Raw genomic sequence first — 20,246 nt, forward strand, 5'->3', positions numbered from 1 at the left:
ATCATTAAAATCAAGAACGTGCCAGTTCTACCGGTTCAATCGTTTTGCTGCGCTCGCGGAAGAACAGCAGGAATAAGAGCATCACCGCGACCACCATCGCCGCGCCAACGCCCCACACGGCGAACCAGTCGAAAGTCATGCCGTTGCGCGGGGTAGCCAGTGCGAAAGTGGTCATCGCGCGGCCTCCCAGCCAGTTGCCGATAAAGCTGCCCAACCCTTGGCAAATCAGGGTGATCAGCCCCTGTGCCGCGGTGCGCATGTGCGCCGGGGCTTTTTTATCGACATAGATATAGCCGGTGACGAAATAGAAGTCGTAGCTCACGCCGTGCAGCAGGATGCCGAGGAACAGCATGCTGTAGCCCCACACGTCCTCAGTGCCGCCGTAAATAAAGAAGATGTAGCGGATGGCGGCAGTGACGAAGCCGAGCATCAGTACCTTCTTGATGCCAAAACGTTTGAGCAGCAGCGGCAAGGCCAGCAGCGCGAAAATCTCCGAAACCTGACCCAGCGTCATCCAGCCAGTAGCTTCATTCAGCCCGACCTGCGTCAGATAGCCGTTGGCGAACTGGTAGTAAAACGCCAGCGGCATGCAGAACAGGAAGGAGCAGAGCGCGAAAATGGCGAAAGAGCGGTCTTTGAGCATCGCCAGCGCATTCAGGCCAAACAGCGCCTTAATATCCACCGGGCCGCTGCCCTTGGCCGGGGTATTTGGCAGCCAGAAGCTATAAAGACCCAGCGCGAAGGAGGCCGCGGCGGTCAGCCACAGTGGCAGGTTGGTGTCAGAGATGTTGCCCATGCCGAGCATTGGCGGCAGGACAAACCCGATGAACAGGCCGGAGGCGATCCAGCCCAGCGTGCCCAACACGCGAATGCGCGGGAAGTCTTTTTCAGGGTCGCCAATGTTGGCGAACGCGATGCTGTTGGTCAGCGCCACGGTAGGCATGTAGGTGATGGCATAAACCACCAGCAGCGGGAAGAAGGAGGAGAATTGGGTCTGCACCGCGATGAAACACATCAACACGCCGCCCCCCAATAAGAGCCAAGCGAGAACCTTTTGCGCGGCGAAGTAACGGTCAGCGATAACCCCTACCAAGACCGGCGAAAGAATTGCGGCGATGGCCGTGCTGCTATAAGACCAAGCGATTTCAGACGGGCTAAAGCCCAGTTTATTGAGGTATTGCCAGAGAGGCACGAACCACGCCCCCCAGATAAACCATTCAATAAACATCATGACGGACAGCTTCAGATGGGTACGTTTCATTATTATATCCTTGCTGAATGAGACACCTTTAGCACGAATCACAAGCTCGGCCGCAGGCAGATAAAGGCATCCATCAGATACCTTTATAATACCTTAATAATACATTTAAAATCTTACCGCGATCTTTCTCACATTTCCTGTCATCGCCCCTGAGCGACGTTTATAATTGGTTTAGCTTTCATTTAAGTTGCCTTCCGTCGTGTTTATCTGGCGTTGAAGCAATTGTTTCTGAATAGGCTAGAGTTGTGTCACGATTTATCCTCGATATTTCAGCCAAATGGGCGTAACGCCGCAGCTTACTCCCGCTGAAATCCTCGAGATCTCCATGCAAAAATTGGCCGGGGTTCGTTACGCCCTGCATTAAAAGGAGTTGTTATGCGAATTCTGGTTGTCGAAGACAATGCGCTGCTGCGCCATCACCTCTCGGTTCAAATGCGTGAAATGGGGCATCAGGTCGATGCTGCCGAAGACGCCAAAGAAGCCGACTACTTTTTGCAGGAACACGCGCCGGACATCGCCATCGTTGACCTCGGCCTGCCGGGCGAAGATGGCCTGAGCTTGATCCAACGCTGGCGTAGCCATCAGGCAAAATTGCCGATTCTGGTGCTGACCGCCCGCGAAAGCTGGCAGGACAAAGTGGCGGTGCTGGAAGCCGGTGCCGACGACTACGTCACCAAACCTTTCCATCTGGAAGAGGTGATCGCCCGCATGCAGGCCCTGATGCGCCGTAATAGCGGGCTGGCATCGCAGGTTATCACCCTCGCGCCCTTCCAGATTGACCTGTCGCGCCGCGAACTCACCGTCAGCGACCAGCCGGTGAAGCTCACCGCCTTTGAATACACCATCATTGAAACCCTGATCCGCAACGCCGGTAAAGTGGTCAGCAAAGATTCCTTGATGCTGCAATTGTACCCTGATGCCGAGCTGCGCGAGAGCCACACCGTTGACGTATTGATGGGCCGTTTACGCAAAAAGCTTCAGGCTGAATACCCAACCGACGTGATAACCACCGTGCGCGGTCAGGGTTATCGTTTCGACATTCGTCCATAACGTCTTCGAGCACCTATTTATGAGATTTCGCAAAGGAAAGCCCTTCTCACTGCGCTCGCGTTTTATGGTCGCCACGGCTGGCGTGGTGTTGGCGCTGTCACTGGCTTACGGGCTGGTGGCGGTGGTCGGCTACATGGTCAGCTTCGACAAAACGGCTTACCGCCTGCTGCGCGGTGAAAGCAATCTGTTCTTCAGCCTCGCCCAGTGGCGCGATAACCAGCTGACGATCAATGTGCCGCCAGATTTAGATCTCAACTCGCCAACTCTGGTCTTTATTTATGACGACAAAGGCCATCTGCTGTGGGCCCAGCGCCGCGTGCCTGAGCTGGAGTCGCACATCGACAAAGAGTGGATGAACAAGCCGGGCTTTTATGAAATCGACACTGACACCCAAGTCAGTAGTGAGGTGATCGGTGATAATCAGCAAGCTAAAGATAAGCTGAAAAATTATGACGATACCGACGCCAGCGCCCTGACCCACTCCATCGCGGTGAACACCTACTCGGCCACCTCGCGGCTGCCCGCGCTGAATATCGTGGTGGTGGATACCATTCCGCAAGAGCTGCAGCGTTCCGACTTGGTGTGGGAGTGGTTCAGCTATGTGCTGATCGCCAACTTGCTGCTGGTTATCCCGCTGCTGTGGCTGGCGGCCTACTGGAGCCTGCGGCCGATTAAGGCTTTGATAAGACAAGTGGCCGAGCTGGAAACCCACGAGCGCGAAGCCTTGGACGAAAACCCGCCGAGCGAGCTGAAAGGCTTGGTGCGTAATCTCAACACCCTGCTGCACGGCGAGCGCGAACGCTATGACCGTTATCGCACCACGCTGGCGGATTTGACTCACAGCCTGAAGACGCCGCTGGCTGTGTTGCAGTCCACCCTGCGCTCGCTGCGCAACGGCAAGCAGATGACCATCGAACAGGCAGAACCCGTGATGTTGGAGCAAATTAGCCGCATTTCGCAGCAAATTGGCTACTACTTGCATCGCGCCACTTTGCGCTCAGAACATAATATTTTGGTGCGTGAAGTGCATTCGGTGCCCGGCCTGCTCGACAGCTTGTGCTCCGCGCTGAACAAGGTGTATCAGCGCAAAGGCGTGGTGCTGACGCTGGATATCTCGCCAGAAATCACCTTTATTGGTGAAAAGAATGACTTTATCGAAGTAATGGGCAATGTCATCGATAACGCCTGTAAATACTGTCTGGAGTTTGTCGAGATCAGCGCGGTGTATGCCGAGAAGCAGCTGGTGATCCTGATTGAAGATGACGGCCCCGGCATTCCCGAAAGCAAACGCGAAGTGATTTTCCAGCGCGGCCAGCGTGCCGACACCCTGCGCCCCGGCCAAGGTTTAGGCTTATCCCTCGCCAGTGAAATCATCGAGCAGTATGACGGCCAAATCATTATTGACGACAGTCCGCTCGGCGGTGCCAGCATGCGGGTTTGCTTCGGCCAGCAGCACGACGTGGACATCGATTAAGCTTTCCCCGGCAATTCGTCCGAGTTGCCGGCTATTAATGAAATTTGCAGGCGATTGCCCAATGCAGCCGCCTCGCCTTCCGTTATAATCCTTCTCAGTGACTCTCATTTACGCCATGGAAAATATTTATGGATTATCAACTCGACTTGGACTGGAATGACTTTTTGCAGCGTTATTGGCAAAAACGTCCGGTTGTTCTTAAACGTGGCTTCAAAAACTTCATCGACCCTATCTCCCCGGACGAACTGGCCGGGCTGGCGATGGAGAACGAAGTCGACAGCCGTCTGGTCAGTCATGAAGACGGTCGCTGGCAGGTCAGCCACGGTCCCTTCGAAAGCTATGATCACCTGGGTGAAAATAACTGGTCGATTCTGGTTCAGGCGGTTGATCACTGGCATGAGCCCTCTTCCCACCTGATGCGTCCTTTCCGCCATATTCCTGATTGGCGCATGGATGACCTAATGATCTCCTACTCTGTGCCGGGCGGCGGCGTTGGCCCGCATCTGGACCAGTATGACGTGTTTATCATTCAGGGTACCGGCCGCCGTCGCTGGCGCGTTGGGGAAAAAATCCCCATGAAACAGCACTGCCCGCACCCGGACTTGCTTCAGGTTGAGCCGTTCGAAGCCATTATTGATGAAGAGCTGGAGCCGGGCGATATCGTCTATATTCCGCCGGGCTTCCCGCACGAAGGCTACTCGCTGGAACACGCGCTGAACTACTCAGTCGGTTTCCGCGCGCCGAACGCCCGCGAGATGCTGAGCGGCTTTGCCGACTATGTGCTCTCCCGCGAGCTAGGCAGCAAGCGTTATGGCGATCCTGAGCTGGTTGAGCGCGAGCACCCGGCGCAAATCCTGCCAAACGAGCTGGACGGCCTGCGTAACATGATGCTGGAGCTGGCGGGTGACCCCGAGCACTTCAACAGTTGGTTCGGTGAGTTTATCTCCCAGTCGCGCCACGAGTTGGATTTGGCACCGCCGGAGCCGCCTTATCAGGCCGGTGAGATCTATGAACTGCTGGAATCTGGCGAAACCTTGCAGCGCCTCGGCGGCCTGCGCGTGCTGCGCATCGGCGATGTGTGCTACGTCAACGGTGAAGCCATCACCACCGAGCAGGTTGAGGCCGTGGACGCCCTGACGCGCCACCTGACGGTCACCCGCGAGATGCTGGGCGACGCGCTGGATGACCCGTCATTCCTCGCGCTTATCTCCGCGCTGGTGAACAGCGGCTACTGGTACTTCAATGATTAATCGCTGAAATAAGCGGCATAAAAAAGGGTGCGTATCCTCAGGATCGCACCCTTTTTGTTTTCACTTCGCTAAACAGCAGAGTTATTTTTTGGCGTTGCTGGCCGTCAGTTCGGCAATGCGCATCACCACGCTAACCGCCTTCTCCATCCCCTCCAGCGTCACAAACTCATGCTTGCCGTGGAAGTTGTAGCCGCCGGTGAAAATGTTCGGGCAAGGCAGGCCGCGGAAAGAGAGCTGCGCGCCGTCGGTGCCGCCGCGAATGGGCTTCATCAGCGGCTCGATTTCGCAATCAATCATCGCCTGTTTGGCAATTTCAATGATGTGCGGATGCTGCGCCACTTTGTCGCGCATATTGTAGTAATGGTCATCAAGGGTCACTTCGATATAGCAGTCGCGGTGCAGCCCTTCGCCCACCAGATGCGCGATATCGATGATTTTCTGTTTGCGCGCTTCAAAGTTCGCCTGATCGAAATCGCGAATAATGTAGTGCATCTCGGCGCGTTCGACCGAGCCTTTCATCGACGTCAGGTGGTAGAAACCTTCATAACCTTCGGTTTTTTCAGGCGTTTCATCGGCGGGTAACTCGGCATGAATTCTCACCGCCAGCGACAGCGCGTTGACCATCACTCCCTTGGCGCTGCCGGGATGGACATTGTTACCGACAATTTTAATGGTCGCTGAAGCCGCGTTGAAATTCTCAAACTCCAGCTCCCCGACGCCACCACCGTCCACGGTGTAAGCCCACTCGGCGGCAAAAGCCGGCACGTCGAAGGACTGCGCGCCTTTGCCAATCTCTTCGTCTGGAGTGAAAGCAATACGCAGCGGGCCGTGCGGGATTTCGCTATTTTTCAGCCGCGCCATTGCGGTGACGATGGTGGCGATGCCCGCTTTGTCATCCGAGCCGAGCAGCGTTTTGCCGTCGGTGGTGATCAGCGTCTGCCCCAGCAGCTGGTGCAGCACCGGGAACATCACCGGCGACAGCACTTCGTCGCCGTTGCCCAGCGCGATATCTCCGCCGCGATAATTTTCAACAATTTGAGGATTGACGTGCTTCGCCGTGAAGTCCGGCGCCGTGTCTAAATGAGAGATGAAACCAATGGTCGGCACCGGCCAGTCAACATTGGCGGGCAAGGTTGCCATCACGCAGCCTTTGTCACTGAGCGTGACCTGATCCAGGCCGAGTGCAATCAATTCTTTCTGAAGTTCACGAGCCAGCTTCAGCTGCCCTTCCGTGCTCGGCGTGTGTCGGACGTTGACCTTCGATTGGGTATCAAACGAAACGTAGTGTAAGAAACGATCAAGCAACTTATCCATATTAGGTATCCTCTAGCGACCGAGTTTTATTATGCGCAGCATGAATACCTCGGATATTGCGTCAGGTCAGTTTTCACCGAGTTTAGCCAATGAAGTGTTCTGCTCAGACGCAATTTTAGCAAAATGGAATGACGGCTGAAAAAAAGCCCGGCTAGCGCCAGGCGTTTTCTTGTTTGGTCAGGAAAGCGTGAATAAATTCCGGCACCACCTGACTGGCAAGGCCATACTTGCGTTCATCAAACTGGCTCTCCACCTGACTCGGCTCGAGATTCAGCTCAATGGTGTAAGCCCCGCCCATCTTGGCTTCGTGGACAAATCCCGCCGCCGGATAGACATGGCCCGAAGTGCCAATCGCGATAAAGAAATCCGCTTTCGCCAGCGCTTGATAAATCTCATCCATGCCAATGGGCATTTCGCCGAACCACACCACGTGCGGGCGCAGCGGCGCGGGGAACTGGCAACAGTGGCATTTGTCATCCACCGACAGGTCGCCCGGCCAGTCGAACACTTGCCCGGACTGGGTGCAGCGCACTTTGAGTAATTCACCGTGCATATGCATTACGCGCTTGTTACCGGCCCGCTCGTGCAGGTTATCGATATTCTGCGTTACCAGCATAAAGTTATCGCCCAGCGCGTCTTCGAGGGTGGCTAAAGCGTGGTGCGCCGCATTGGGTTCAATCTCAGCGTTTTGCAGCTGCTGGCGGCGAGCGTTGTAGAACGCCTGCACCAGCTGAGGGTCATTGCGATAGCCTTCCGGCGTCGCCACGTCCTCGACCTTGTGCTCTTCCCACAGGCCGTCGGCGGCGCGAAAAGTACGGATGCCAGACTCAGCGGAGATGCCCGCCCCGGTCAGCACCACAACAAAAGGCCGCTTCAGCGATGCAGCGGCCATATTGTCTCGATGGAAAATATTTGAGCGAAAACGTTGGTGCCGTATGCGCTTGTTTTTGCGAAATCGACACAGACGATGGCGTGTGCGCATATGTGCTCCTGCTCTTGGAAACCTTTTTAACACCCATAATAGGCGTTATTGTCGCAGTCAGTTTGGACATGGACAGCGCGGAAAAACCGCAGCGTACGTCTGGTACGTGAGGATTTTGAGCACTGCCCTCGTTCAAACTGGCAAGTAAAATAGCCTATTGTCCGCCGCTGAGTACACGGGCGGGATCTATGCGGCTTGCACGTCTCGCTGGATACCAACTGGCCAGCAGGCTCAGTACCAGTGCGGTAAACAGTACGCCCGCTACATCAATCCAGTGTAGCTCCGACGGTAAAAAGTCGATGAAGTAGATATCGCCCGACAGGAACTTATGCCCGGTGAAGCTCTGCAACGCGTTAATAATGTTGGTCAGTTGGTATGAGGCAATTACCCCGACCACCACGCCAACAATGCTGCCCACTAGCCCGGAAAGTAAACCGTACCAGATGAACACCGCGCGAATAAGCCCGTCTTTGGCACCCAGTGTGCGCAAAATCGCAATATCGCTACTTTTATCTTTTACCGCCATCACCAGCGTAGACACGATATTGAAACATGCCACGCCGATGACTAAAACCATCGCCATATACATAATGGCGCGAACCATCTGAATATCGCGATACATGTAGCCGTAAGTGCCGATCCAACTGCTGATGTAGACATAAGCGTGGGTCACTTCGCCCGCATCTCGCACCAGCTTTTGCGCGGCAAATACATCATTTACCTTGATATCAATCCCGGTAACGCTGCTGCCCATCTCCTGATACTGCTGGGCATCCGCTAGCGGCACCATGGCAAAGCTGTGGTCCAGCTGGCCGCTGAGTTGCAGGATACCAGTGACGTGCAGACGAATGCGTTTTGGCTGCAACAGCTTCATCTCAGGGTCGCTGTTCGGCACCATCACGGTCACCCAGTCATCCTGTTTGACGCCAATGGCATCCGCCACGCCTTTACCCAAGATCAACTGCTGCTCACCGGCTTTGAAGTTTTTCCAGGCATCGCCCTGCACGAAGTTTGGCGCGGCGCTGACGCGCGATTCTTGCTGCGGATCCACACCTTTCAGCTTGATAGCGCGCAGCTTGGCGCCGTGCTCGATCAGGCCGTTAAATTCAATATAAGGAGCGGCGGCGGCAATACCGGGCACTTTTTCAACGCGTTCCAGTACGCCTTCCCAGCCGTTAAACGGCTGATTGACCGGGCGAATTTCACCATGAGGCACCACGGCCAGCACGCGCTCTTTCAATTCGCGCTCAAAGCCGTTCATCGCGCTTAAGCCGACGATCAGCACCGCCACGCCAAGGGCAATACCCAGCGTGGAGATAACCGAAATCAGCGACACCATGCCGCTGCGGCGACGCCCGCGACTAAAACGCAGGCCGATTAATAGAGAAAAGGGAATGGCTGACATTACTTCGCTCCCAGCAGGGTCGAGTCCTGTTGCAGCTTGCCGTCACGCATCTCCAGCTGTCGGTTCATTCGTTTCGCCAGTTGCAGGTCGTGGGTGACCACCAGAAACGCCGTGCCCTGACGGACATTCAGCTCGCCGAGCAGGTCGAAGATGCTGTCAGCATTTTTCTGGTCGAGGTTACCGGTTGGCTCATCGGCCAGTACCAGCGACGGGCTGTTAACCAGTGCGCGGGCAATGGCGACGCGCTGGCGCTCACCGCCGGACAGCTCGGACGGGCGGTGCTTGCTGCGGTGCTGCAAGCCCACGGCCGCCAGCATCGCCATGGCTTTCTCTTCCACTTCGGCCTTCTTGCCTTTGCCAATCAGCAGCGGCATCGCCACATTTTCCAGCGCGGTGAAGTCCGGCAGCAGATGGTGGAATTGATAGATAAAGCCCAGCTCGCGGTTACGCAATTCGGCCTTGGCGGCAGAAGACATGGTGTTAAGAGAGGTGTTTTTGAATACCACGTCGCCCGAGGTTGGCGAGTCCAGCCCGCCTAGCAGGTGCAGCAAGGTACTTTTACCCGAACCCGAGCTGCCGACAATCGCCATCATTTCGCCCTGTTGGATAGCGAAAGAGACATCGCGCAGCACGTCGGTGTGCATTTTGCCTTCCTGATAGGTCTTACAGAGGTTTTCGCACTGCAATAAGATTCCGCCCTGCGACGATAAAATGTTACTCATAACGTAAAGCCTCTGCGGGTTGGGCGGCAGCTGCGCGCCACGAAGGGTAAAGCGTAGACAGTAGAGCGATGACCATGGCGACCAGCGCGATGACCACGACTTGCATAGGTTCGATGTCGACCGGCAGTGAGCCGCCGTCCAGCATCAGGCCAAGCGCTGGCATGATGGTGTTGAGCTGGGTGGCCAACACCACGCCGAGCACGGCACCGAGCAGCGCGCCGATGATCCCGGCACTCGCGCCCTGCACCATAAACAGCGCCATAATCTGGCGGCGGGTCAGGCCTTGAGTTTTCAAGATAGCCACCTCGCCCTGTTTCTCCATCACCAACAGGCCGAGAGAAGTAATAATGTTAAATGCGGCGACCGCCACAATCAGGCTCAACAGCAGGCCCATCATGTTCTTTTCCATGCGCACGGCTTGGAACAGCTCGCCGCGACGTTCGCGCCAATCTTTCCACTCGGTGCCCTGCGGCAGGGTTTGGGTGCTCAGATTATCCACATCCAACGGCTGATTGAGGTACAGACGCCAGCCGGTGACGTTGCCTTTCGGATAGAGCATCAGGCGCGAGGCGTCCTGCTGGTTAACCAACATCTGGTAGCCATCCACTTCACTGTTAGCAGCAAAGGTGCCCGCCACGGTAAACAGGCGCTGGCTTGGAATGCGGCCCATCGGCGTGAACTGGCTGACGCTGGTGACCATCAGGCGCAGCTGGTCGCCGCGTTTAACTTTCAATTGTTGTGCCAGTTGGTCGCCAAGAATGATGTTGTACTGGCCGGGTTGCAGCACCTGCTGATTGACCGCCACCATGTAGTTCGACAGCGGATCTTTCTCATCAGGATTAACCCCGAGCATCACGCCAACGGCGACGCTACCCGGGCTTTGCAGCACCACGTCACCGGTGGTGAACGGCACGGCGCGGTTGACGCCTTTGAGTCCGGCGACGGCGTCATGGTTGATTTTCTGCGGATCCAGCGAACCCTGCGCTGTGGTGACCAACGCCTGAGGCATCAGACCCAGAATGTTATTTTCCAGATCCTTCTCAAAACCGTTCATGACCGACAAGACAGTTACCAGCGCCATCACCCCGAGGGTGATACCAATAGTAGAAAGCCAGGAGACAAACCGCCCAAAGCGGTCTGAAGCACGTCCGCGCATATAGCGCAGACCTATGAATAACGCGACAGGTTGATACATGACATCCGTATTAAGTGCGTGGCGAAGACAAAAGTTGTCAAGGATAATAAAGGCTCGCTTGGCTTTATGGAACCATAATACCTAAAGTAATCGGTTAATCCTTTAAGCTTTCTACCCAAAATATTTCGGGTTGACCCCGATTAGGAGCACGTCGCAAGATACGCTCTGTAAATCAGGTCCCTATGGCCGCCGACAACGAGATAACAACACTGCCTATGCCTCAAGATCATCGTTATTCTTTGCCTGAACGCGCTGGTGACACCCGAGTTCTGGGCCAGCTGACTGGCTCCGCCTGCGCGCTGGAATGTGCCGACATCAGCGAGCGCCATGCAGGTCCGGTGATGCTTATCGCCCCCGACATGCAAAATGCCCTGCGCCTGCGCGATGAAATCCAGCAGTTCACCGACCTGAAAGTGATCAATATTTCCGACTGGGAAACGCTGCCGTATGACAGCTTCTCGCCGCATCAGGAGATTATCTCCTCGCGCCTTTCCAGTCTGTATCAGCTGCCAACCCTCGAGCGCGGCATCATTATCTTGCCGGTCAACACGCTGATGCAGCGGGTTTGCCCGCACGAGTTCTTGCACGGCCACGCGCTGGTGATGAAAAAAGGCCAGCAGCTCTCCCGCGACAAACTGCGCGCCCAGCTCGAACAGGCGGGTTATCGCAGCGTTGATCAGGTGATGGAGCACGGCGAGTTCGCCACCCGCGGTGCCCTGCTCGACCTCTACCCAATGGGCAGCGACGAGCCTTATCGCATCGACTTCTTTGATGATGAAATCGACAGCCTGCGCGTGTTCGACGTCGACACCCAGCGCACGCTGAGCGAAGTGGAGCAGATCAACCTGCTGCCTGCGCACGAATTCCCGACCGACAAAAACGCCATCGAGCTGTTCCGCAGCCAGTGGCGTGAGAAGTTCGAAGTGCGCCGCGACGCCGAGCACGTCTATCAGCAAGTCAGCAAAGGCACCTTCCCGGCGGGGATCGAATACTGGCAGCCGCTGTTCTTCAGCCAGCCTTTGACCACCCTGTTCAGCTATCTGCCGAAAAACACCCTGCTGCTCAATACTGGCGATTTAGAAGGCGCTGCCGAGCGCTTCTGGCTCGATGCCAACCAGCGTTACGAGAGCCGCCGCGTTGACCCAATGCGCCCGCTGCTCGAGCCTGAGGCCCTGTGGCTGCGGGTGGATTCACTGTTTAGCGAGCTGAAAGAGTGGCCGCGCATTCAGTTAAAAACTGAAGAATTGCCGAAGAAAGCCGCCAACACCAACCTGAGCTATCAGGCCCTGCCGGACCTGTCGGTTCAGCCGCAGAACAAAGCGCCGCTGGACAATTTGCGCCGCTTTAATGAGTCGTTCAGCGGCAGTCTGGTGTTCTCGGTTGAAAGTGAAGGTCGCCGCGAAACGCTGCAAGACCTGCTGGCGCGCATCAAGCTTAACCCGACGCTGATAACGCGCATTGAGCAGGCCGCCACGGCGGGCCGCTACATTATGATTGGCGCCTGCGAGCGCGGTTTCCTCGACAGCGATAAGCAGCTGGCGCTGATTTGCGAAAGCGACCAACTGGGCGAACGCGTTGCCCGCCGCCGTCAGGACAGCCGCCGCGCCATCAACACCGACACCCTGATCCGCAACCTCGCCGAGCTGCGCCCCGGCCAGCCGGTGGTGCATATGGAGCACGGCGTCGGGCGCTATCAGGGCCTGACCACGCTGGAAACTGGCGGATTTACTGCCGAATACCTGATCCTGACCTACGCGGGCGAAGACAAGCTGTACGTGCCGGTTTCCTCCCTGCACATGATCAGCCGCTACGCCGGTGGCGCGGACGAAAGCGCCCCGCTGCACAAACTGGGTGGCGAAGCTTGGTCGAAAGCGCGGCAAAAAGCCGCCGAGAAAGTGCGCGACGTCGCCGCCGAGCTGCTGGATATCTACGCCCAGCGCGAAGCCAAAAGCGGTTTTGCCTTCAAGCATGACAAAGAGCAGTACCAGCTTTTCTGTCAGAGCTTCCCGTTCGAAACCACGCCAGATCAGGCGCAGGCTATCAACGCCGTGCTCACCGACATGACCCAGCCGCTGGCGATGGACCGTCTGGTGTGTGGTGACGTCGGCTTTGGCAAGACCGAAGTGGCGATGCGCGCCGCGTTTCTGGCGGTATCAAATAACAAGCAGGTGGCGGTGCTGGTGCCGACCACCCTGCTGGCGCAGCAGCACTTCGACAACTTCCGCGACCGTTTCGCCAACTGGCCAATTCGTATCGAGATGATGTCGCGCTTCCGCAGTGCCAAAGAGCAGAACGCGGTGCTGGAGCAGGCGGTGGACGGCAAGGTGGATATCATCATCGGCACCCACAAGCTGTTGCAGAGCAATTTGCACTGGAAAGACCTCGGCCTGCTGATTGTCGACGAAGAGCACCGTTTCGGCGTGCGCCATAAAGAGCGCATTAAGGCGATGCGCGCCGATGTGGACATCCTGACGCTGACCGCCACCCCTATCCCGCGCACGCTGAATATGGCGATGAGCGGTATGCGCGACTTGTCGATTATCGCCACACCACCGGCTCGCCGTTTGGCGGTGAAAACCTTCGTACGCGAGTACGACAGTCTGGTGGTTCGCGAGGCAATTCTGCGCGAAGTGCTGCGCGGCGGGCAGGTTTACTACCTGTATAACGATGTCGAAAACATCGAAAAAGCCGCCGAACGTCTGGCAGAACTGGTGCCGGAAGCGCGAATTGCCATTGGTCACGGCCAGATGCGCGAACGCGACCTCGAGCGGGTGATGAACGACTTCCACCATCAGCGTTTTAACGTGCTGGTCTGTACCACCATCATCGAAACCGGCATCGACATCCCGAGTGCCAACACCATTATCATCGAGCGCGCCGACCATCTCGGCTTGGCGCAGTTGCACCAGCTGCGCGGTCGCGTAGGCCGTTCGCACCATCAGGCCTATGCCTACCTGCTGACGCCGCCGCCAAAAGCTATGTCTACCGATGCTCACAAGCGTCTGGAGGCCATCGCCTCGCTGGAAGATCTTGGCGCAGGCTTCGCACTGGCGACCCACGACTTAGAAATCCGTGGTGCCGGTGAGCTGCTGGGCGAAGGGCAAAGCGGCCAGATGACCAGCATCGGCTTCACGCTATATATGGAGCTGCTGGAGAACGCCGTCGAGGCGCTGAAAGAGGGTCGTGAGCCGTCGCTGGAAGATTTAACCACCAGCCAAACCGATGTCGAAATGCGCATGCCGGCCCTGCTGCCGGAAGACTTCATCCCTGACGTCAATACGCGCCTGTCACTGTACAAACGCATCGCCAGCGCCCGTAACGAAGGGGAAGTGGATGAACTGCGTGTTGAGCTGATTGACCGATTTGGCACCTTGCCGGACGGCGCGCGCAACCTTCTGCACATCGCCGTGCTGCGCCTGAAGGCCAAAGAGCTGGGCATCAAGCGTATTGAAGGCAACGAGCGCGGCGGATTTGTCGAGTTCAGCGAGAAGAACCGCGTCGATCCGGGCTATCTGATTGGTCTGTTGCAGAAACAGCCGCAGGTGTATCGCCTCGACGGCCCGACCAAGCTGAAGTTTATGATTGATCTGACGGACCGACCAAAACGCCTGAAGTTTGTCGATGACCTGCTGGAAGCCTTTAGCAGCCATCTGGTTTAAAGGTTAAAACCTCCACCCGAAGCCTGTGTCAGCCCAGCCTGCCACAGGCTTTTTTATGCCTTTCTCGGTGAACAACATCATCGGTCAAAACCCTTTTTTAAGAATTCATTTACACTAACGGCGTATGTCAGATTCCAGCCAGCAAACCAAGGGATTCAGTAGTGATAGGGATAATTTTACTGGCTGCCGGTAGCGCCAGCCGCTTCCGCGCCGCCGGAGGCCAAGGCAATAAGCTCAACGCCAGCCTGCCGGGCAACGCTTCAAGTATCTTCGCCATGACCTTACAGCAGGCGCTAAACAGCGGCCTGCCGGTGCATGTCGTCACTCGCCCAGACAACCCACAGGTGCAAGCCGAATGCGCCGAAGCGGGCGTGACCACCACCCTGATCGACAGCGCCGGAAGCGGCGATTCTATTGCCGCCGGAGTAAAGGCCACCCAGCACTGGTCCGGCTGGCTGGTGCATCTCGCCGACATGCCTTTCGTCCCCGCAGCCCTCTTCATGCGCGTCTCTCAGGCGTTGCAAAAGACCTGCACCGCCCGCCCTTACTGGCAAGAGCAACCGGGGCATCCGGTTGGCTTTAGCAGCATGCTGCGCGACGAGCTGATGGCCCTGCGCGGCGACGCGGGCGCGCGTGAACTGCTGGAGAGATATCCCGCGCTGGCCATCGCCGCCGACGGCCCTGCGACCTTCGTCGATATCGACCTTCCCACCCAGCTTGGCGGCGCGCTCTAAACAGGAATTCTCATGCAACACCTTGATATTCAGGTTATTGAACGGGCAGGATTTTGGCTCCAGCAGCAGCCGGTGTGGCTGTGCACCGTGCTCACCACCTATGGATCTTCCCCGCGTGCGCCGGGCGCGCTGATGGCAGCGACCCGCGACGGCTCATACTGCGGCTCGCTCTCCGGTGGCTGCGTGGAAGATGATTTCTTACAGCGCATTGCCGAGGGCGAGTATTTGGCGGCCAGTCAGGTGATTCGCTATGGCGAAGGGGGCATGACGCCCAACGTCGCCCTGCCCTGCGGCGGCTCGCTCGACGTGCTGGTAGAGTATCTTCTCGCCTCAGATTCAAGCCGAGAGTACTTGTCGCGCATGGCGCAGGCCCTGAGCGGGCATTACGCGCTGAATAAAACCCTCACGCTACCGCAGGCGTGCGACCATCTCGCGCTGACTGGCTACCACAGCCACACCAAGGTCAGCCGACGCGGCAATGAGATCCAGCTGCATATCGCCGCCGCGCCGCGCCTGCTGATCGCCGGACTGTCCAGCGTGGCGCTGTACTGCGCCGATTTCGCCTGCGCCTTGGGGTTTGAAGTGGTGGTGTGCGAATGCCGTGAAGAGGTGCTGGAGAACTTCGCCTCAATGCTGAAAGCCGATGTGAAGTTAGAACACAGCTTCCCGGCGAAATACCTTGAGGAACAGGGTTGCCACGCCAATACCGCCATCGTGGCACTAACCCACGACCCGCGAATGGATGATTTAACGCTGATGGAGGCGGTGAATACGCCAGCGTTTTATATTGGCGCCATGGGATCACAGCTTAACAGCGCCCGCCGTCGAGAAAGGCTGCGAGATATCGCGCAATTCGCGCCGGAGGATTTCGAGCGACTGCACGCCCCGGTAGGGTTAAACATCGGCAGTAAAACCCCGGCGGAGATAGCGCTGGCGGTAATGGCCGACATCGTGAAACACAAAAACGGCAATGCCTGAAAACAGAAAAGCCTGAAGCATCTGCCTCAGGCTTTTTTCTGCGCCGAACTGCGGGTAATTAGCTGCGAGTAAGCTGCAACTGACCGCTTTTATCCAACGGGATTTGCGTGCCTGGATCATGGTCCATACGCACTTTGCCTTGCTGGTTGCCAATTTTATAGGTCACGTCATAACCCAGCATTTTTTCTGACTTGTCGTAAACGGTGTTACAACGCTGCTGCTGAGTGGTGTAAGTGTCACCTTCTTGCATGCTGCTTTGAACTCGGTTACCGGCGTATCCGCCGCCCAATGCGCCCGCGATGGTCGCAACATCACGACCACGACCGCCACCAAACTGGTGACCCAGTACGCCACCGGCGACCGCACCCAGTACGGAACCGGCAATCTGATGCTCATCCTGCACAGGGCGTCTGTGGGTAACAGTCACGTTACGGCACTCCTGGCGTGGAGTTTTCAACGTTTCTTTAATCGGCGTCGCGCTGAGCACTTGTGCATACTCTGGGCCAGATGAAAAAACATTCATACTTGCGACAGCTGCAATACCGAGCGCAGCCGCTACACCGATACCTACGCCAGCTAACATTGACTTGTTCACAGGACATCCTCCTGAAATGTTACCACGCATTTTGTCTCCCGCTGCCGTTGTGGCTGACGCTGTACGCCAGCGTCAAGAGACAGAACCTCAAAGGGCTGAGCCACTGTATTGAGGGATCGGCGTGCGTGAATCGCCGTCTGTAAACAATGTAAAGTCTGCACAATGTTTGCGATTCCGACAATAAGACTCAGGGATGAAAAGCGCGGGTTTATAGGGCAGAACTGCGGGTTTCGGAGAATTCTTAGCTGGCGAAGGGATTTGTATAACATCTTATGCTGAAGTGAAGCGGCTGGCTGGCGAAAAGAAAAAAGCCTGTTAATACAGGCTTTTTCAGTTAGGCCGCTTTAAGAGCTGTGCTCTAGACCATTAATGCAGCTTGAGGCGCGGGCGAATCACTTTGTTAATGCCGCCCACCAGCATCATCAGGCCGGTTTTGGTGTAGCCGTGCAGTGCAATCTGGTGCATACGGTAGAGAGAAACATACACGATACGCGCCAGACGCCCTTCGACCATCATCGAGCCTTTCATCAGGTTACCCATTAGGCTGCCGACGGTGCTGAAGCGCGACAGGGAAACCAGCGAGCCGTGGTCTTTGTAGACATAGTCTTTCAGGCTATGGCCATTGCGCTGCGCCATGATGTTGTCGAAGCAGCGCGACGCCATCTGGTGCGCGGACTGGGCGCGAGGAGGCACAAATCCGCCGCTCTTTTGCGGGCAAGAGGCGCAGTCACCGATGGCGAAGATGTTCGGGTCGCGGGTGGTTTGCAGCGTCGGCTCAACCACCAGCTGGTTGATACGGTTGGTTTCCAGCCCGGCGATATCTTTCATAAAGTCCGGCGCTTTAATCCCCGCCGCCCATACCATCAGGTCAGCTTCGATGAACTCACCGTCTTTGGTGTTCAGGCCATTGGCATCGGCGCTGGTGACCATGGTCTTAGTCAGCACGCGCACGCCAATCTTAGTAAGCTCAAGGTGGGCCGCCGCAGAAATACGCGGAGGCAGCGCAGGCAGAATGCGCTCGCCCGCTTCCACCAGCGTGACGTTGAGTGCCTGATTGTCCAGACCTTCAAAGCCATAGCTGTGCAGCTGTTTCACCGCGTTATGCAGCTCGGCGGACAGCTCAACGCCGGTCGCCCCTCCACCCACAATGGCGATATTCACCTTCTTCTGCTTGTCTGGGTTAGCAGAGAACTTGAGGAACAGGTTGAGCATTTCGTTATGGAAACGGTGCGCCTGATGCGGGTTATCCAAGAAGATGCAGTTCTCTTTGACGCCCGGCGTGCCGAAGTCGTTGGAGGTACTGCCCAGCGCCATGACCAAGGTGTCATAGGCGATTTCACGGGCAGGCACCAGCACTTCGCCATTCTTCTCGTCGCGGATCTCAGCCAGTTGTAAAGTCTGAGTGTCGCGGTCGATATTGGTCAGAGAACCAATTTGGAAGTTAAAACCGTGGTTACGCGCATGGGCCAGATAGCTCAGGGCATCAACGCCGTCATCCAGACTGCCGGTTGCCACTTCATGCAGCAAAGGTTTCCATAAATGGCTGTGGTTGCGATCCACTAAGATGATTTCGGCTTTCTTCTTACGGCCCAGTTTATGGCCCAGGCTGGTCGCCAGTTCCAATCCACCCGCGCCGCCGCCAATAATGACAATTTTCTTCATAGTAGCAGTCAAATGACCCCCTCAAATGTGAACCAATTGTTATCTAAGAGTAAAATTAATATCCTTAGATTACATAGGGTTGGCTTAAGTTAATTCGGTATCTTTCCCGAGAATAACACGCGTGGTGATTTGGTCATACCAAAATTGACCTACATCAATTTAAATTCATTTGGCTAATTTTAGTTACGAAAATGGCACGGCTTTTGACCGTTTTTAATCAGGGAGTTAGCGCGGAGAAATGGCAGAAAAAAGTCATGCCGCCGGGGCAAGTTTAGGCATGATTGGCGAGGCTGAAAGTAAAAAAACGGCCGCAAAGGTGATTCGCGGGCCGTTTTTTTGTTACTCGTCGCAAACTCAGGCGAGGTTTTTGAAAGCTTTGATGCGCTGCAGGTGTGGCGAGATATCTTTGAACTTGTGGCTCTGCTTATCGTCCCAGATAATTTCATAGTAATGATGCAGCGCGCTGGCGCTGTCATTGCTGTCGAGCACGCCGTCTTCACGGGATAAAATCACCAGACAGCGATCGCGGTTTTTCTCGCGGAAATCGCTAACGCACTTGGTGGCGATGTCCAGATACTCTTCCGGGCGGTCGATTTTGCCGGTCATATTATCCTGCGGCGCAAGGTTCGGGTTGAACATCACCTGACGAATGCCGCACAGGAAGCCGATACGCTCGGCCCAGAAACCGCCCAGTCCCACGCCGCAAATCAGCGCCCGCTGGTCGCCGGATTGCTGAATGGCTTTATCCACTTCTTTTAACAAATGCTGCATGTCGTGACGCGGATGCAGCGTGCTGTAGCTGATGAAGCGAACGTCCGGGTCGATAAACTGGAGTTGCAGCACCTTTTCATGGTTGCCGGGGCTGGTTGAGTCAAAGCCATGCAAATAAATGATCATCGTTTTCCTCGTCCTGACTGTGCGTTGATTAGATTAGCGAGCCGACTGTTTATGCTCCTGCCAGCGGGCGTCCAGCGCGGTGAGTTCACGGTTGGACTGCTGCCAGCGGCTGGAATTTAACAAATCGCGGCGCGCATCTTTCCCACTGTACTTGCCCCGATGGTACAGGCCAGCGACCTTCTCTGCTTTGACCGGAGACAGGTTATCTAACACGCTCACGGCTCCCTGACGGTTGTTGCAAACCAGAATCATGTCGCATCCGGCGTCGAGCGATGCCTGCCCGCGCTCGGCATAGCTGCCCATGATCGCTGCCCCTTCCATCGACAGATCGTCGGAGAAGATAACGCCGTTGAAGCCCAGCTCTTGGCGCAAAATCTGCTGCAACCAGTAAGGGGAACCACTCGCCGGACGCGGGTCAGCTTGAGTATAGATAACGTGAGCGGGCATCACCGCATCGAGCAGCTTTTTCTCGTTGAGCTGGCGGAAAATCGCCATGTCGTGTTCGCGGATAACCGACAGTGGGCGGTCGTCGCGCGGCGTCTCTTTGTGCGAGTCGGCACTGACCGCACCGTGGCCGGGGAAGTGTTTGCCGGTGACTTTCATCCCCGCGCTGTGCATGCCGAGAATGAACTGTTCAGCCATCTCCAACGCTTTTTGCGGTTCGGCGTGGAATGAGCGCTCGCCGATTGCGGCGCTGATGTGGCCAATATCCAGTACAGGCGCGAAGCTGATATCAATGTCCATGGCAATCATCTCCGACGCCATCAGCCAGCCCGCTTCCTGCGCCAGACGTTTGCCTTCGTGCAGCTCATTGATTTCGGCAAAAGACTGCGCGGCCGGAATGCGGGTAAAGCCTTCGCGGAAACGCTGTACTCGACCACCCTCTTGGTCGACCGCCAGCACCAAGCGCTCTCTCGACGCCTCGCGAATCTGGCGAATCAGCTCGTGCAGCTGCTCCACGTCATGGTAGTTACGGGTGAACAGAATTAAGCCGCCGACCAGCGGGTGTTGCAAGATCTCGCGCTCTTCAGCATCCAGCTCATAGCCGGCAACGTCTAACATTACTGG

At 56.4% G+C, this 20,246-nt stretch carries 16 protein-coding genes; 6 read left to right on the plus strand and 10 right to left on the minus strand.

The features are described 5' to 3' along the window. Window positions 1-10 precede the first annotated feature (10 nt). Entirely contained in the window at window positions 11-1,261 is a 1,251-nt protein-coding gene (locus tag GEAM_RS10885) for a nucleoside permease (protein WP_034791332.1), read from the minus strand. 375 nt (window positions 1,262-1,636) lie between these two features. Between GEAM_RS10885 and phoP the strand changes: the two genes are divergently transcribed. From phoP to GEAM_RS10900, 3 genes are all read left to right on the plus strand, one after another. Beyond that, window positions 1,637-2,311: a two-component system response regulator PhoP gene (gene phoP / locus GEAM_RS10890; protein ID WP_034791334.1), complete on the plus strand. Its 675-nt coding sequence runs from the start codon at window positions 1,637-1,639 to the stop codon at window positions 2,309-2,311. 19 nt (window positions 2,312-2,330) lie between these two features. Next, complete coding sequence (gene phoQ / locus GEAM_RS10895) at window positions 2,331-3,785, plus strand: two-component system sensor histidine kinase PhoQ (RefSeq protein ID WP_034791336.1); 1,455 nt, start codon at window positions 2,331-2,333, stop codon at window positions 3,783-3,785. A gap of 128 nt (window positions 3,786-3,913) precedes the next feature. Continuing rightward, window positions 3,914-5,035 (plus strand): ribosomal protein uL16 3-hydroxylase, encoded by a 1,122-nt coding sequence (locus tag GEAM_RS10900; protein WP_034791337.1) that lies wholly within the window; start codon window positions 3,914-3,916, stop codon window positions 5,033-5,035. Between the two features lie 81 nt (window positions 5,036-5,116). Here GEAM_RS10900 and pepT read toward each other — a convergent pair whose 3' ends face one another. The 5 genes from pepT to lolC form a co-directional block, all read right to left on the minus strand. Then, a complete protein-coding gene (gene pepT, locus GEAM_RS10905) occupies window positions 5,117-6,349 on the minus strand; it encodes a peptidase T (protein ID WP_034791339.1) in 1,233 nt (410 codons plus the stop codon). Window positions 6,350-6,500: 151 nt separating this feature from the next. Continuing rightward, window positions 6,501-7,331, minus strand: a complete 831-nt coding sequence (gene cobB / locus GEAM_RS10910; protein WP_034791341.1) for a Sir2 family NAD+-dependent deacetylase — start codon at window positions 7,329-7,331, stop codon at window positions 6,501-6,503. Between the two features lie 154 nt (window positions 7,332-7,485). Further along, complete coding sequence (gene lolE, locus GEAM_RS10915; RefSeq protein ID WP_034791342.1) at window positions 7,486-8,736, minus strand: lipoprotein-releasing ABC transporter permease subunit LolE; 1,251 nt, start codon at window positions 8,734-8,736, stop codon at window positions 7,486-7,488. Further along, window positions 8,736-9,458 (minus strand): lipoprotein-releasing ABC transporter ATP-binding protein LolD, encoded by a 723-nt coding sequence (lolD, locus tag GEAM_RS10920; RefSeq protein ID WP_034791345.1) that lies wholly within the window; start codon window positions 9,456-9,458, stop codon window positions 8,736-8,738. Before lolD ends, lolE begins: the two co-directional genes overlap by 1 nt. After that, entirely contained in the window at window positions 9,451-10,653 is a 1,203-nt protein-coding gene (gene lolC / locus GEAM_RS10925; protein WP_034791346.1) for a lipoprotein-releasing ABC transporter permease subunit LolC, read from the minus strand. Before lolC ends, lolD begins: the two co-directional genes overlap by 8 nt. A gap of 215 nt (window positions 10,654-10,868) precedes the next feature. Here lolC and mfd point away from each other — a divergent pair, with 215 nt between their 5' ends. The 3 genes from mfd (at window position 10,869) to GEAM_RS10940 (ending at window position 16,024) form a co-directional block, all read left to right on the plus strand. Then, window positions 10,869-14,312, plus strand: a complete 3,444-nt coding sequence (gene mfd / locus GEAM_RS10930) for a transcription-repair coupling factor (RefSeq protein WP_034791510.1) — start codon at window positions 10,869-10,871, stop codon at window positions 14,310-14,312. 161 nt (window positions 14,313-14,473) lie between these two features. Next, window positions 14,474-15,046 carry a nucleotidyltransferase family protein gene (locus GEAM_RS10935; RefSeq protein WP_034791347.1) on the plus strand — a complete coding sequence of 191 codons (573 nt, stop codon included), beginning with the start codon at window positions 14,474-14,476 and terminating at the stop codon, window positions 15,044-15,046. Between the two features lie 12 nt (window positions 15,047-15,058). Continuing rightward, on the plus strand, window positions 15,059-16,024 hold the full coding sequence (locus tag GEAM_RS10940; protein WP_034791348.1) for an XdhC family protein: 966 nt from the start codon (window positions 15,059-15,061) through the stop codon (window positions 16,022-16,024). 58 nt (window positions 16,025-16,082) lie between these two features. On the opposite strand, the gene GEAM_RS10945 is transcribed toward GEAM_RS10940, so the two are convergent. The 4 genes from GEAM_RS10945 to nagZ all read right to left on the minus strand — a co-directional run bounded on the left by GEAM_RS10945 (window position 16,083) and on the right by nagZ (window position 20,240). Next, entirely contained in the window at window positions 16,083-16,619 is a 537-nt protein-coding gene (locus GEAM_RS10945; RefSeq protein WP_034791349.1) for a glycine zipper 2TM domain-containing protein, read from the minus strand. 366 nt (window positions 16,620-16,985) lie between these two features. Next, entirely contained in the window at window positions 16,986-18,293 is a 1,308-nt protein-coding gene (locus GEAM_RS10950; protein ID WP_034791352.1) for an NAD(P)/FAD-dependent oxidoreductase, read from the minus strand. 342 nt (window positions 18,294-18,635) lie between these two features. Then, a complete protein-coding gene (gene ycfP, locus GEAM_RS10955) occupies window positions 18,636-19,178 on the minus strand; it encodes an alpha/beta hydrolase YcfP (protein WP_034791354.1) in 543 nt (180 codons plus the stop codon). Between the two features lie 33 nt (window positions 19,179-19,211). Beyond that, window positions 19,212-20,240 carry a beta-N-acetylhexosaminidase gene (nagZ, locus tag GEAM_RS10960; protein WP_034791356.1) on the minus strand — a complete coding sequence of 343 codons (1,029 nt, stop codon included), beginning with the start codon at window positions 20,238-20,240 and terminating at the stop codon, window positions 19,212-19,214. Window positions 20,241-20,246 lie beyond the last annotated feature (6 nt).

Source organism: Ewingella americana ATCC 33852, from assembly GCF_000735345.1.
GTDB lineage: Bacteria > Pseudomonadota > Gammaproteobacteria > Enterobacterales > Enterobacteriaceae > Ewingella > Ewingella americana.